14 protein-coding genes and 1 pseudogene are annotated in these 14,019 nt (G+C 46.5%); 3 read left to right on the top strand and 12 right to left on the bottom strand.

Annotated features, from left to right (window positions below):
- Positions 1-345: 345 nt before the first annotated feature.
- Positions 346-1,332, bottom strand: coding sequence for a 2OG-Fe(II) oxygenase family protein (locus ACUVJL_RS01900; RefSeq protein WP_445244295.1), 987 nt, complete (start codon positions 1,330-1,332; stop codon positions 346-348).
- Between the two features lie 272 nt (positions 1,333-1,604).
- The gene (locus ACUVJL_RS01895) at positions 1,605-2,252 is read right to left on the bottom strand and encodes a class I SAM-dependent methyltransferase (protein WP_445244294.1); all 648 of its coding nucleotides are present in this window, start codon (positions 2,250-2,252) and stop codon (positions 1,605-1,607) included.
- A 606-nt stretch (positions 2,253-2,858) separates the two neighbouring features.
- Here ACUVJL_RS01895 and ACUVJL_RS01890 point away from each other — a divergent pair.
- The 3 genes from ACUVJL_RS01890 (at position 2,859) to ACUVJL_RS01880 (ending at position 5,321) form a co-directional block, all read left to right on the top strand.
- Positions 2,859-3,209: a hypothetical protein gene (locus tag ACUVJL_RS01890; RefSeq protein WP_190737673.1), complete on the top strand. Its 351-nt coding sequence runs from the start codon at positions 2,859-2,861 to the stop codon at positions 3,207-3,209.
- 107 nt (positions 3,210-3,316) lie between these two features.
- Entirely contained in the window at positions 3,317-4,837 is a 1,521-nt protein-coding gene (gene ycf46, locus ACUVJL_RS01885; RefSeq protein ID WP_172188738.1) for a stress-responsive protein Ycf46, read from the top strand.
- Positions 4,838-4,967: 130 nt separating this feature from the next.
- Positions 4,968-5,321, top strand: coding sequence for a DUF1257 domain-containing protein (locus ACUVJL_RS01880; protein WP_006635781.1), 354 nt, complete (start codon positions 4,968-4,970; stop codon positions 5,319-5,321).
- 90 nt (positions 5,322-5,411) lie between these two features.
- On the opposite strand, the gene ACUVJL_RS01875 is transcribed toward ACUVJL_RS01880, so the two are convergent.
- The 10 genes and pseudogenes from ACUVJL_RS01875 to ACUVJL_RS01830 form a co-directional block, all read right to left on the bottom strand.
- Positions 5,412-6,641, bottom strand: coding sequence for a glycosyltransferase family 4 protein (locus ACUVJL_RS01875; RefSeq protein ID WP_445244293.1), 1,230 nt, complete (start codon positions 6,639-6,641; stop codon positions 5,412-5,414).
- A gap of 171 nt (positions 6,642-6,812) precedes the next feature.
- Positions 6,813-7,497: pseudogene (locus tag ACUVJL_RS01870) on the bottom strand (glycosyltransferase family 4 protein).
- Between the two features lie 658 nt (positions 7,498-8,155).
- Positions 8,156-9,169, bottom strand: coding sequence for a glycosyltransferase family 2 protein (locus ACUVJL_RS01865; RefSeq protein WP_445244292.1), 1,014 nt, complete (start codon positions 9,167-9,169; stop codon positions 8,156-8,158).
- Between the two features lie 96 nt (positions 9,170-9,265).
- A complete protein-coding gene (locus ACUVJL_RS01860; RefSeq protein ID WP_445244291.1) occupies positions 9,266-9,616 on the bottom strand; it encodes a serine O-acetyltransferase in 351 nt (116 codons plus the stop codon).
- Positions 9,617-9,962: 346 nt separating this feature from the next.
- Positions 9,963-10,634 carry an acyltransferase gene (locus tag ACUVJL_RS01855; protein WP_445244290.1) on the bottom strand — a complete coding sequence of 224 codons (672 nt, stop codon included), beginning with the start codon at positions 10,632-10,634 and terminating at the stop codon, positions 9,963-9,965.
- Complete coding sequence (locus ACUVJL_RS01850; RefSeq protein ID WP_445244289.1) at positions 10,627-11,208, bottom strand: serine O-acetyltransferase; 582 nt, start codon at positions 11,206-11,208, stop codon at positions 10,627-10,629. Before ACUVJL_RS01850 ends, ACUVJL_RS01855 begins: the two co-directional genes overlap by 8 nt.
- Positions 11,209-11,406: 198 nt before the next feature.
- Positions 11,407-12,417 (bottom strand): glycosyltransferase family 2 protein, encoded by a 1,011-nt coding sequence (locus ACUVJL_RS01845; RefSeq protein ID WP_445244288.1) that lies wholly within the window; start codon positions 12,415-12,417, stop codon positions 11,407-11,409.
- A gap of 86 nt (positions 12,418-12,503) precedes the next feature.
- Positions 12,504-12,869, bottom strand: a complete 366-nt coding sequence (locus ACUVJL_RS01840; RefSeq protein ID WP_445244287.1) for a glycosyltransferase — start codon at positions 12,867-12,869, stop codon at positions 12,504-12,506.
- A 2-nt stretch (positions 12,870-12,871) separates the two neighbouring features.
- Positions 12,872-13,348, bottom strand: a complete 477-nt coding sequence (locus tag ACUVJL_RS01835) for a glycosyltransferase (RefSeq protein ID WP_445244286.1) — start codon at positions 13,346-13,348, stop codon at positions 12,872-12,874.
- Positions 13,349-13,379: 31 nt separating this feature from the next.
- Positions 13,380-13,886, bottom strand: a complete 507-nt coding sequence (locus ACUVJL_RS01830; protein ID WP_445244285.1) for a hypothetical protein — start codon at positions 13,884-13,886, stop codon at positions 13,380-13,382.
- Positions 13,887-14,019: the final 133 nt, after the last annotated feature.

Below are 14,019 nucleotides of genomic sequence, written 5' to 3'. Positions count from 1 at the left end.
TAAAATATCAGGAGCGAGTTGGAAATCAGAACATGTGGGACAAGTATTAGCTCATCGTTGTGCTTACTTAAACGGCTTAATTGGTAATCAGGGAAAACCTGCATGAGTATAATTGCTCACTGCAAAAGTGACATGCTCCCGCTATAGTTCGTTGCTCCGACAAAATTATTTTTAATTCCCCAAGGCTTAAATCAATTCTTTCAGGGTAATTTACTTTCATGCAAAAGTCCTCAAAATCTCCTTGTTATTATAGCATATTTTTAGGGAAATGGTATAATAAAGGTTTCATCAGTATGAGTGAGAATCGTTATAAAAAATGTCGAAGGATGCTTACTAATAACGATTCTATAAATCTAAGTTTATTAGAATTTGGTCATATTTATTGCTTAAAAAATTTTTAATAGCAATGGGATTTTCAATACTTGTGTTTGTACCAGCGATCAATGCTCTTGGATAGACTATACAATCGTGGTTAGTCTCGCAGAAAAACGCGATCGAGTAGCGTGCCATATGAGCTTGCTGGACATTAGTAATCTGAACGCGATGAGGAGCACCATGAAGCGTTTCTCCACTCCATCGTTGCATTAATTCACTTGCAATTATTCCAATATAACCTGAGGGAATATCAATACCAATCCATTCCTGCTGAGGAGTCAAAATTTCTAGTCCCCCTGTAGAATCTTGCCAAAGCAGGGTAATGCCAGAGTAGTCTTGATGTGCTCCCAGGCGGGTAGTACCGAGACTCAAGTGAGAGGCAGAAGGGTAATGCAGCAACCGTAATGTACTGTTTTCACCATGTTGCTTTACAAGGCTATCTGGAAGTTGCTGATAAATGGTTTCTAGGGCAGCTAGGACATGATTCGCTTGTTCCTGCAATATCTTAAAGATATGACACAACGACTGGATAATTTTTGCCAGGTCTTCACTATTACTGAGAAAATCCTTAACATTAACAGGAGTGGAGGTGCTAGTATGCCCATTACTCTGCTGTCGTCGCTCGATCCATTGAGCGTAAGTGCCGTTCTCTAAATTAATATCGAGTACTTCTTTGTAGTCTTCCTGCCCATCAGCCAGTTGCTCTTCACCCAAGGCAATATATACCCCCTGCCAGGGTGAAGGAAGTTGTTTAGCAATCGATCGCTTTTGTACCTCATCTAGGGCAAATAAGGACTGCAAGCTGCTTAACAAGTGGCTGTCTTCAATCAACCCAGCTACAGGGATATAAGCCGCCCCTACTTTAAGAAGCGCATCATGGAGATGGCGGGCAAACTCGGTACTACAAGATACGGGGTCTGGCAGCTTAGGAATACAGCTTATCGTTTCGATTGACATGCTTTCGTTTCTACTGTAAGCGTGATAAGGATGGTTCGATATTATGTCCGGTTGCATAGATATTTCCATCTCACTCCCTTTTCCATCAAGAGCGAGCAGGCTAAATATACAAGCCCGATAATATTAGAGTTGGAGATGACATAATCCTCGCAAAACGAACGCGAGTATTATCATTTATGGTTGAATAAAGTTCTTTTGCTGCATTAAGTTGCTCATTAGTAATAGAGGATAGCTTTTTTCCATATTTTTTGAACAACTCAATGCTGTGACTGCTAATTTTTCAAGTTTCTTATAAGCAGTTGGCAACCACAACAAAAAGGGTTTGAGCTTTCTATCCGGTTGTCTTGAAGCACCTCAATGGGAAGATTACTGCCATAAATTAATTCGTCATAATCCATCAGTGCATTCCACTTAATTTTTCCGGTTGGAAAGCCTAGGTTTAATGCTGCATCTTTAATTAATTCTTGCCATTTTTGAACTTCTGGGTTTCGGGATTTACAATAATCGAGAATAGCAATGAGTGTGTTCTGCTTAGTCACCCGCAAAATTTCTTGAAGGGCACGAACGGGATCGTCAACCACACAAAGGGTAAATCCTGATGCTGCTGCATCAAAGCTATTATCTGGAAAATCAAGATTTTGCAAATCTGCCACTTTTAGGGTGACATTAGCAGATACATATTTTTTACGCGCCTCATCCAACATACCCTCAGAAAGGTCAACTCCCGTCACATGCACGTAGGGAGGATATGCTGGAAGATTCAGCCCCGTTCCCACTGCTGCATCCAGTACAGTCTGCCCGGAATTTAGGTTTAAAGAATTGATGAAAGGTTCACGCTCTACATGCCAGTAGCGTTGCATAATTACATCGTAATTTGCGGCTCCATAATTATACGTTTCAATGACCTGATCTATTTGCATGGGTTATTTAGAATCTCCGTAATCTAATTACTATCTTTTGTCTTCTTACAGAAGTAACTGGTCGCCATTAGGCCGTAAACAAATCAACCAAAGTCTTTGTTTTTATTTTGAAGTTTGGATATTCGCTTTGTCCAACGCGGTGGTTTTGTTTGCTTCTTCTGGGGCAGTAAGGGTTCGATGAGTTTCCACTCTTCGTCGGTTAAGCTGCTGGAGTACGGCATTTATTCTTGATCTTACCATCTCCTCAGAGATCCCAAATGGGTTCTATAGCGGTTCTCAGAAAAGTGAGGTATGCCCTATGCCCTATGCCCTATGCCCTATGCCCTATGCCCTATGCCCATGAGTACCTCATCTTTCTGAGAAAGGCTATATATATCTATTGTTCATATTTATAGTTGGTCGATCGTCCTTGACGCTACCCATACCTGCCGCTGCACCTCAACCTCATCAGCTACACCCCTAACTTTTCCGTTGTTAACTGCCCCAGAGTTACGTCAAGTGTAACGAAATATTACAAGATGACGCTAAAGCAGCATAGAGGCTTGACAGCAAAGAATGAAGCGGCTAATCTGATATACATACCCGGGTAAGTCAATTCACTGTCATATGCAAGAAAAGCAAAAAGTTACATTGTATCTTCCACCAGAACTGCATCGCCAGCTCAAAATCCGAGCCGCAGTCGAAACAGAACCGATGTCATCAATTGCAGAAAGGGCAATTGTCTTCTACCTAGGAAATCCCGAACTGGTTGACGAAGTAGAAGCCTCCTACGGACAAACCCATCGGGTATACAACTGTCCAGAATGCACGGGTTCAGTAGTAATGCGAGATGGAGAACTGGCATCGATAACAAGTCAGCCAAGCGTATTGGCTGAGCAGGAGCTTCCAGTAAAGCAGGTGTCGGGCGTCAGTGCCAGCACGGCCAAACCGGGAGAGGAAGAATTGGTTCCCTGCTAAGAATGCCTTGCTTCCCCAAAAAGCTAGAACTGAAATTTTCAGTAACAGGGCCAAGGGCAGCATTGAGATTCAGCAAAGATAGCACCGTCTCTAGTGGGTCGAGGACTATGCAAGAAGAGATCAGTATTCTAATCCAAGCTCAATATCCTCTGATCTACCTCGTGACATCCGAGGAAGAGCGGTGTGAGCAAGCAATATCGACAATAGCTCAAGCCAAACCACAGCGACGAGTATTTATCTGGACTGTAACTCACGGCATTGTGGAGTACGGTCAACCCCGCACCACCACCCAGCACAACACCGTCTCGCCAGAGGCAGCAATTGAATGGGTGATCAGGCAGCGAGAACCCAACAGTAACGCTAGCATCTACATTTTCAAAGATCTGCATCCTTTTATAGATTCTCCTCCGGTAACGAGGTGGTTGCGCGATGCGATCGCCAACTTCAAAGGAACGCAAAAGACAATTATACTGATGTCTCCTTTGCAGCAAATTCCGATCGAGCTAGAAAAGGAAGTAGTGGTATTAGACTTCGCGCTCCCAGACATGAAGGAACTCAACCAAGTATTGTCTGGTCAGTTGGAGCAAACGAAATCGCGACGCATTACCACAGAAGCGCGAGAAAAACTTTTAAAAGCAGCCTTGGGATTGACCAAGGACGAAGCTGAAAAAGTTTATCGCAAAGCCCAAGTTTCTACTGGGCGGCTAACAGAAGAAGAAGTAGACATCGTTCTGTCGGAGAAAAAGCAATTAATTCGGCGCAACGGCATTCTAGAGTTCATAGAAGAAGACGAAACCCTGGATGCAGTGGGGGGTTTAGAAGAGCTCAAAAGGTGGCTCAGGCAGCGTTCCAACGCCTTTACAGAAAGGGCGAGAGAATACGGTCTGCCCCAACCAAAAGGGATGTTAATTCTCGGCGTACCGGGATGCGGAAAATCGCTGATTGCCAAGACCACCTCCCGCCTCTGGGGACTGCCCCTGCTGAGGCTAGATATGGGTAGAGTCTACGACGGCTCGATGGTGGGTCGATCAGAAGCCAACCTCCGCAACGCCCTCAAAACAGCAGAATCCATCTCTCCAGCCATCCTCTTCATCGACGAACTAGACAAAGCCTTTGCAGGAGGCACTGGTTCGGCCGACTCAGACGGAGGCACCTCCAGCCGGATTTTCGGTTCCTTCCTCACTTGGATGCAAGAAAAGACTTCCCCAGTCTTCGTAATGGCAACAGCCAACCGAATCGAGCGGTTGCCGGGAGAATTCTTGAGGAAAGGTCGGTTCGACGAACTCTTCTTTGTTGACCTGCCTACCAAAGAAGAACGCCAAGATATATTTAAGATTCACCTCTCAAAGCGGCGTCGGGAAATTACTCGCTTCGATTTAGAGCAACTTTCCAATGTTTCCGACGGCTTTTCAGGTGCAGAGATTGAGCAAGCGCTAGTAGCAGCCATGTACGAAGCCTTCGCTCAAGATCGAGAGTTTACGCAGCTCGACATCATCGCGGCCATTAAATCCACAATGCCACTGTCTAAAACAATGACCGAACAGGTCACCGCCCTGCGAGATTGGGCTAGACAGCGTGCACGGCCCGCTGCGTCTTCCGTCGCTGAATACCAGCGAATGGAATTCTAAAAGCTTTCTCCTGGTCCAAACAGGAGCAAAGGCTAGCAACAGCTAGCAGTTCGATTGAAGAGCCGCCCAGCGGCACCGTTAAATCCAGACCGTTGTTGTTTCTCTCTCAGTTTTATTAGGAGGAAATCCAATGTCTCACTTTAGCACTCTGCGTACCAAAATCACCGATGCCGAAATCCTGAAAGCATCGCTGCGCGACTTGGGCATTTCAGTCAAGTCAGAAGCTGATGTTCGTGGTTATAATGGTCAGCGCGTTCGCTCCGACATCGTGGCGATTCTGGAAGGCGAATATGACCTGGGTTGGTCTCGCAATAGTGATGGTTCCTTTGACCTGATTGCCGACCTCTGGGGCGTCGCCAAAAAGCACAATCAAACTGAGTTAATCAACTCCATCAACCAGAAGTATGCAGTTAACAAGACCTTGGCAGCAGTCAAGCAGCGCGGTTTGCAAAACGCCAACGTCAAGCTGGTAGTGCAAAACTAATTGATCTGCTCGTTCCCAAGCTCCCGGGTTAACCTCAATACGGGGTTAACCCGTTTTTAGTTGGCAAGTGAATTGACTCACTATTCAAAACTAATTCAGGTGTTGGCTGTCTTTGGGTAGGGTACCGAAAAGCTTTTGATAGAGGGTAGCTGCACCGATGCGGCTGTCAAAGCGCTCTACGACCGTCCCACGACCGCAGCGGGCCAATTGGACTCGCAAGTCGGAATTTTCCATCAGGCGCGAAATCGCCTGTGCCAGCGATTGCTCGTCTCCAGGCGACACCAGCAAGCCGTCGCGACCGTCGGTTATAATTTCAGGAACGCCTCCGGCATTAGTTCCTATCGTCGGAACTTCCATTGCCATTGCTTCCATGTACGCCACCCCGAGTGGCTCCGCGTGACTCGCAAGTACGAAGATATCGGATTGCTTCATGTACTCAATAATCCGATCTTCAGATACCGAGCCTGCCAACTCAACTAAATTAGACAAACCGAGTTCCCCCACTAGAGATTCCAGATCCTGGCGTTCTGGCCCTGCTCCTATAACTGTCAACTTAACATTCCGACCCGCATCGACAAGTGTTTTGATCGCCCGAATCAGCACATCGTGACCTTTGCTAGAGTGTAAGCGGCCGACAGTAATAATTTGAAATACTTCCAGCTCTCCCTTCACAGCTTTTTGCTCCGGCGTCCACTTTTTGGTATCCACACCGATGCGACCGAGAATTGCCTGATCCTGCCGCAAATTGGGATAGTCCCGCCGAATCTCCTCAAGCAACCATTCCGTAATGGCGATCGTGAATTGGGCATCTGCCATTTTTTCGGCCATCGCCCCGCCCCACCAATCGATATTCGCATTCAAGGTCAGAGAATAAGGAATGCCAGTCAGCCGCTTGAGCATCATCGCCAGAATTGCCGCCCTAGAGCAACTGTGGCTGTGGAGGTGGTCGATCTTGAGAGCAACAGCTTCGCGGGCTAAGATGCAAGCAGGCAATACTAGCGGCAGTGTAGAACGCCACCGGGGACGTTCTTCAACGTTTAGCGTTAAGCTCAGCCAAATAGCTTGCCAAAAACCGATCGGTCTTGCAAACAGCGCCCACAATAACGCCCCCAATATATAGGATTTACTCTGCGGCCACAGGTAAAAGGTTTCTGCTGCCGCTGAGGAAGCAAAGGCGTGCCTGGCTTGGGATTCTGGAGATGGAAGCCTTGTAGAAAACATCTGAATTTGAGTTCCCCACTCTCTCATGTGGCAGATTTCGCGCCACATCCAGATATGAGTTTGTCCGGGGAACTCGGGAATTAGGTAGCCAATTTTCATGGGATTTCAGCCTTGATTTGCTGTGCTTTTCTCTAGATTAAAACATCTGTCACTAAGACGAGGCAAATTTGTTTTTAGCTGTCAGTTTACATCTCTATACGGGCTTTATAAAAGTTTATACTAAGTTGGATCTGTCTGGACTCGCACCGTATTTTTAGAGCGACAGGAGGCTTATTTGTTCTCCGTCAGCGTCCGGGCTTTCTCGCCGATCGTTTTTTGGTAAATTTCAACAATTTTTTCTGCCTTTCGATCCCATTCAAACTCTTTGGCTCTTTCGATCGCTTGAGATGACATACTTTTCCGCAGCTTATCATCTTCCACCAGAATTTTTATTTTGTTTGTTAATTCTTGGGTAAGATACTCTCTAGAACTTGGCTCGATCTTAAAACCTGTTTCTTCAGTTACATATTCCCCAATACCGCCGTTGTTGGCCACAATACAGGGCAGTCCGCAAGCCATAGCTTCGATTACCACTGCTCCGCCAAATTCTCTGAACGAAAAAAATATTTGATTTTCTGTAATAATCCACAGTTTCTTGTTGATTGACCCATCCGGCAAAGCTTACTATTTCACCTAAATTAAGCTCCTTCACTTTGTTTTCCAAGTTATTTCTTTCTGAGCCATCTCCTACTATTGTTAAGCGTATTTTACTTTTAATTGCAGAGTCTAATTTTCCAATAGACTCTATGACTATATCTGCGCATTTGTAAGGAACTAATCTTCCCACAAAAAGAAGATTGATATGGCTGACATCTTTATGGGAGATATTTGTCTGATTTAAAAAATCCTCAGAAATGCCATTTTCGTAGAACAAATCAATTTTTTGGTCAGGGATTGCAAACAAATCTTTTAGCATATTTAAAGTATATGTTGAACCTGCTAAGATTTTATCGGCTTTTTTGTATGTTTCTACATAACCTCGAATTAATGCTCGCCCCACTGCTCTCAAAAAGTTGAATTGAGCAAATTCTTGTCGGGTCGTTTCTTGAAACCCCGGTGGAAAGGGGATGCCCCCATTCAGAGGCCCTAGAATAAAAGGAGTCGGCTGACACACACTGACTACCTTAGACGGATAACGTGGCATCATCGGGGTAATTGCATGAACTATGTCATAATCTCTGTTGAGGATTTTTCCTGGTAATTTTTGAGAGACTTGCTGATTAAACTTTTTTTCATAAATTGGGTTGATAAAGGCCTTATAAAGAGACCAATTTACTCCTCCATTTGCCGTAAATTTTTCGACCCTTTTATAATATTGTTTGCTGGATTTTCCTGCCTCCAGGTAGAAAAATTTTTCGTATTCGGGGCGTTTTTCAAGAGCTTGTTTATTTCTAATATGGGTAACGAGTGTTGCATCAACTAAATTGTTAATTCCTCGAAAATACTTGTAGCCCACCAAAGGTACAGATGCCCAGTCAGGATTGCACTGCTCTACAATTAGTAAAAGTTTTAATTTTTTATTACTCATTTGTTTGCTAAGGAGGGATGCACTTTGTCGGCCGTTAGCTGTAATTCTAGCTTGCTGAATTAATAGAGTTGGTTGTTTTGTATTCGATTAGCTTGCTCTGCTGGCCCAGCAATCGGCGCTGGTGAAACTGGATTTGACCTTGTAGGTGGGGAAATTTGGCTAATACGCAAGACACAGCGTAGATGGCAGCGTCTTTAGTTGTGATATCCCGATGCTTTAGATAATAGTTATATATGCGATAGGTTGCTAAGGGGTAGCCACTCAATAGTAACAGGCTCCAGCCTTCTGTCGGCAATGCCATTGCCAAGGCTAGCGCTGGTAGGACTAATCCCCACAGCCAGGCGCTTCGGGTTTCTTTGACCCAATGGCGATCCGGTTTGCTTCCGTGCATCCAGGAACCCTCGGCGTAGGCGTAACCCGCTCTTTGAGCGCGTTTCCACCACTGAGCGAAACTGGTCATTTGCGCGTCGTGCATGGTCATTTCTGCATCTAAGCGGAGGATTTTCCAACCTTTTTGGCGCAACCGCACGCACATTTCTGGTTCTTCGCCGGCTATTAGTGCAGGATTGAAACCCTCGACTTGCTGAAAGGCCCAGGCCCGGATCATGAAATCGCCACCGCAGGCTTTGGATTCGCCGACCGGGGTATCCCACTCGATGTCGCACAATTGGTTGTAGATGCTGGCTTCGGGGTATCGTTCACGCCTGCGACCGCATACTGCTGCTACGTCGGGTTTGGCGGCGAGTTCGCTCTCAGCGCGATCGATCCATCCGTCAACGATTTCGCAGTCGCCGTCTACAAATTGGACAAATTCGATGTCTGGAACTAATTGCAGCAAGCGGGCAAAGCCTTCATTTCTGGCGCGTGCTGCGGTAAAGGGTATAGATAAGTCGAGTTCAACTGTATCGGCTCCGATCGACCGGGCTAACTCTAGGCTACCGTCTGTTGAGCCAGAATCGACATAGACGACCCAGGCAACTTGTCTGATCGCCTCGATTAAACACTTGCGAAGCCGTGAGCCTTCATTGCGTCCGATCGCCACTAATCCAATTTGTTTCAATTTTTACCTCTTGTATTCGACTACTGAGCAGTTCCTTTTATACTTTAATAAAAGTCGAGCTAATTTTATTTTTCTGCGACTTCTAGAAATTATTTTTCAGACTTCCTGGTTTTTTTTTTCGATTATTTTTGTCGGTATTCCCACCGCCGTTGCACCTGGTGGCACATCACAAATCACCACAGCATTGGCACCAATCAAAGCATGATCGCCGATAGTTACGGAGCGAATTATTTTCGCTCCTGCACCAATATCGACGTGACCGCCGATTGTGACATCAGCCATAATTGTCACCTGTTGAAAAATCAGGCAATTAGGGCCAATGGAAGCACTTGGATGAATGACAATGCCATTAGGATGAGGCAGCAGCAGTCCTCCTTGTATTTGGCAGTTTAAAGGGATGTCTGTTGCAGTTACAACGCTCCAGAATTGATACTGAATGATGTTCAAACGGCATAAAAAATAGCCTAAAATCCCACCCTGCGGCAGCCACTTTTGATAGTTGCGGATAGATTTGAACAGTTAGGGGCTAGGCTCCCACCTCTTGCCAGCTTGTTTGCTGCTCCAGTCTGCTTCGGCAGCAGAAACCCTTGGCTTAGTGATTGACTAAACCATGGTTTGTGCATTTTTTTGATGATGTAGATAATTGTGCCTATTTGTGCAGTTTACCTTAAGATGATTCTCTAATCTGAGTAGGGAGATTGCTTGCATCTCCACACAGTTAACTGGCTTGAGAGAACAGAGAAAGTTCACCCTAAGCGCTCTGTTTGTTTTAATTGAATTTTCCATCTAAAATTCAAGCGTTATTTGTTAAAAGTTGGTTGTCGCAAAGTCGCCGATCGCGCCACAGTTGAAGTTGGTGTCTTGCTGTAGAAGTGCGAACTCGCAACTGTACGAGCTGGGGTTCGATTACGGGGTCGAAGCCGCCCTCGCGGCTGTTAATTAAATCGGCCCAGGGCAGCCTTTGAGTTTGGGCTTGCAATTTTTTCACTAAGTCTTCGACGCAGCCGATCGGTCTGGCGGGGACGGCGGCAACTATATCGCCCTCGGCGACATCTTTGGTGACGACTGCATCAGCGCCGACGATCGCATTTGAGCTGATGGTGACTTTGGGGAGGATGATCGCCCCGTAGCCGATAAATACTTTCTCGCGGATGTCTATCTTGCCTAGGGAATCTAGTTTAACGTTGTAAGCTCGGTTGAGCATGGCGATCGAGCCGTCGTGGCCAATCAGGGTACAGGAGGAGAAGTGGACGTTGTTGCCGATGCCGACGTAGGCGGGCTCTGTAAAGACAATGCTGGGCAGGATGCTGCAATTAGAGCCGATCGCGTACAAGTTGCCGTGGCGGCGGAGAAATTCGGTGTATTCTTCGGTACTGGGGTGGCAGAATTTGGTGTAGAGGCGGGAGAACTTGCCGCATGGCATGGCAAGGTGGCGGAGGATTTTCTGAACGGTTGATTTAAGCATTTTCGTGGTTATTAGTAGATGCAAGAATCTTGGCGGGGATGCCCACTGCTGTTTTGCCTGCAGGAACATCTGATAAAACTACCGCATTGGCGCCGATATTTACATCGTCTCCCAGGTACACTTTGCCGAGGATTTTTGCGTCGGCGCCGACGTTCACCCGATCGCCCAATTGAGGCGATTCTAGCGGTTTTTCCAAATAGCGGTTTCCCAGGGTTACGCCTTGGCGGATAATGCAGTCGTCGCCGATCGTACAATATCCGTGGATGATAATAGCACTCTGATGTTCAATCACCACCCGGCGGCCGAGCTTCACAGTGTACGGCAAGTCTATCCCGTAAGTATTGCGGATTTTGCGGTAGAGCGATCTGTACAGAATGCTCAACGGAGCGCGCAGTAGCTTCGGTTCAACTTTCATTCTCCAGACACCGAAGCGTTGAACTGCTACGGCACGAAATCCCGGTTTTGTCCAATCCCGACCATGAGCAATCCAGTCTTCTTTAATTTGCTGCCACAGTCCTAGTGCAGGAGCTTCTACTTGATTTTCACTTGTTATTAAGTTTGGCTGCGTTACCATAAGCTTTACTCAACATTCTGTCTTGTTTTATCTCTTTCTAGAACTAGGCAATAAGCGGCTGTTTTTTTGGTTTTTATTGAAGGATGAACCCAGTTCCTTTTATGAAAAATACCAATTGTTTTCCTACCTCAGGTAATGCTTTACTGGTTATAATTAACACGACTCTTGAGCGAGCTTAGACTTGTTTACAAAAATCCCTTAATAATTTTTGGATTTTTCAATCTCACCTCCTTTGAAAAATACACTATTGAGCAGGAAATCCTTGAGGTAGTTTGGCGGATCCCGGTCTGGCTTGCCTTGCACTGCGCGGCGCACCCTCCACGCAGCAAAACCCGAAGCCCAGCATACATCAGTTAAGGCTGTGTAGAGAAAGCCATAGTTCTTGATAAAGTAGCGTCGCCGGGAATCAAACCAATAGGTCGGCATCCGCTTGGGGGCTGCTTTGGTGTCGGTGACGCCTGAGCTTTGGCCGACTAAGTGGACAACACGACTTTCAGGTACATACCAGCAACTCCAGCCAGCTTTGTTCGCTTGCAGGCAAAAGTCCATTTCTTCGCAGTACATGAAATAAGCTTCATCCATCAAGCCAATCTTTTCAAATACTTCGCGACGAACGATCATGCTGGCTCCAGCTACCCAATCAGTTTGGCAGATTTCTTGGGAAAGGGGAGGCACTGCGGCCCAGTTTTTCAATAACTTCGACAAAGGGCCAAGACGCCAGCCGAAATCGAACTCGCTGGCTAGGGTGTGAAACCGAAAGGCTGACTCCTGGGGAGTACCGTCGGGATCTTCCAAGCGGCTGCCGGCGATGCCGGCGTCGGGATGAGTTTCCATGAAATCGACGAGGGCTTTGAGGGCGCCGGGGCGAACTATAGTGTCGGGGTTGAGCAGCAGGAAGTAAGGGGGGGGATTGGGGGATTGCAAGACGGGACGGATGAGGGCGTTGTTGCCGAAGGCAAATCCGCCGTTGCGGTCTAGGGGAACGAAGGATGCCCATTCACTCCAGCCTTCTGAGGCGATCGCGGCTGGTATTTGTTCGGTAGAACTGTCGCCTGAAGCATTGTCGGCAACTGCAACCCGCATACCGGGCAGCGATTGCACTTCGCTAACTAGAGAGCGCAAGCAGTCAATTGTCAAACTAGAGGTTCGGTAGTTAACAATGACAACCAGCAGTGGATACGGGTGATTGGGATCGCTGGAATTGGACATAAGTGCGGTTGTTTGTTTAACAACTTTTTAACTCAAGTTGTACCGATCTAGCAAGCTGGAGCGATCGCCCGGAGTGCAGGTATCGCCTACTTTTTTGATTGGTCCACCATAATTAACAAAAGCTGCCACCGCTGCCGGTGCATTTCTTCGTGAGTCAGGCTGCGAGCATATTTCAGACCTGCCATGCCCATATTTTGAAGTAGGTTCAAGTTTTTTCCCGACTGTTTGAGCAAGTTTGCTAAAGCAACGGGGTCCTTGCAATTAGCGATCAAGCCTGTGATGCCGTTTTCAATGCAGTCCCGGAGTCCGGCTGTGTGGTTGGCCAGTACCGATACGGTCTGGGAATCAGCATCGTATACTATTCTGGGCTGTTCGTCTGAGGTGCTGGAACAACAGCATGATATTATTGTTGCAGCCGCCCGAAGAATTCTCTGCAGTAAGGAATATAGCAATCCTAAATCATTTGTGAATTTCTTACTCCCGGACCGCGGCTTCGGGGAGGGCTGGGGTGGGGTAAAAAATTTATGACTCCTGCAAGGATTGCTATAGTTCTCAAAAGTTCGATCTGTACCGATTTTTGCATCGCCTTACGGGCTGCTTGGCAGTTGCTTAACAGTTCGCCTTCACCTAGTCTGTCCAGCTTGACGGCAATGTTTTCCTCGTCCAAGATTTTCATTGCTTCTAGGAGCAGTAACAGGCCTTTATTTGGATGCAATCTGCCCGCAAATAGAATTTTTAGTTGTTTGGGCGAGGCAGATAGTTTTTCGTGCCATATTTTTGTCGCGTCTGCTTCGGAAATAATATTTTCTTCATCTATCCACGAAGCATGAATTATGTGACTTTGTTTGTGTCGTTTTGTTAATAAACTTTGCTGGTATTCTGCCTGGCTAAAGATTGTCAAGTCGGCGCTGTTGATGGACCAGCGATTCAATGTTTCGTATATGTAAGCTTTAATTTTGGCTTTAATGCTGGCAGGGGTGCCCGGTAGCAGCCGCCACGGTGCGGACTCGACTAAGACCAGGTATGGTTTCCGTTGTATCAGGACTATTGGCATCACTAACCATGCCATCGGAATCGGCCAGCTTGCTACGCCGCTTTGTACGATATCTGAAGATGCGATCGCCCCCCAAAGTTGGGCAACCGTTGCCGGCAGCAGCAATATTGCTTTGGCTTTCGCTATTTGCGGAGGGAAGGTCAATAAATTTAGCATCAGCAAATGATGTTTCCGAATCCACCTCTATTGTATTTTCTGGGGGGGTTTCTCGCACGCACGGAGATGCTAGCGTGAAGTTTTTCAAATACTTGAATTGTTCGGTTAGGTCTTTAGCCCACATTAAATCGAGATACCTGCTGCGTTTGGAGTCGCAGGAGCATTTGATGTGGACGACGAGCAGGTAGCGATTGTCGATCGGCATCAAAGTCGGTTCTTTAGCCCCATCTTCTCCGATATTTAAGGAATTGGAGTCCATACAATACACTACGATTGAATGCGGGCTATTTATTTTAATGCCACTTTAGCCAGCTTTTAGTATTAATTGACACCCTAAACACGCAATCATATCGCCCACAATACTGAAGTCAATTTTAAATCTCGCCGCTCTG

It is taken from the genome of Microcoleus sp. OTE_8_concoct_300 (genome assembly GCF_031383065.1).
Lineage (GTDB): Bacteria > Cyanobacteriota > Cyanobacteriia > Cyanobacteriales > Microcoleaceae > Microcoleus.
Note: the sequence above shows the minus strand (reverse complement) of the source record. Positions and strands in the feature narration are given on the sequence as shown.

Bases quoted from the DNA above. Each gene is read 5' to 3' on its own strand.
- ACUVJL_RS01900 (WP_445244295.1), bottom strand. From the start codon at position 1,332: ATGTCAATCGAAACGATAAGCTGTATTCCTAAGCTGCCAGACCCCGTA.
- ACUVJL_RS01895 (WP_445244294.1), bottom strand. From the start codon at position 2,252: ATGCAAATAGATCAGGTCATTGAAACGTATAATTATGGAGCCGCAAAT.
- ACUVJL_RS01890 (WP_190737673.1), top strand. From the start codon at position 2,859: ATGCAAGAAAAGCAAAAAGTTACATTGTATCTTCCACCAGAACTGCAT.
- ycf46 (WP_172188738.1), top strand. From the start codon at position 3,317: ATGCAAGAAGAGATCAGTATTCTAATCCAAGCTCAATATCCTCTGATC.
- ACUVJL_RS01880 (WP_006635781.1), top strand. From the start codon at position 4,968: ATGTCTCACTTTAGCACTCTGCGTACCAAAATCACCGATGCCGAAATC.
- ACUVJL_RS01875 (WP_445244293.1), bottom strand. From the start codon at position 6,641: ATGAAAATTGGCTACCTAATTCCCGAGTTCCCCGGACAAACTCATATC.
- ACUVJL_RS01855 (WP_445244290.1), bottom strand. From the start codon at position 10,634: ATGCTTAAATCAACCGTTCAGAAAATCCTCCGCCACCTTGCCATGCCA.
- ACUVJL_RS01850 (WP_445244289.1), bottom strand. From the start codon at position 11,208: ATGGTAACGCAGCCAAACTTAATAACAAGTGAAAATCAAGTAGAAGCT.
- ACUVJL_RS01845 (WP_445244288.1), bottom strand. From the start codon at position 12,417: ATGTCCAATTCCAGCGATCCCAATCACCCGTATCCACTGCTGGTTGTC.
- ACUVJL_RS01830 (WP_445244285.1), bottom strand. From the start codon at position 13,886: ATGGACTCCAATTCCTTAAATATCGGAGAAGATGGGGCTAAAGAACCG.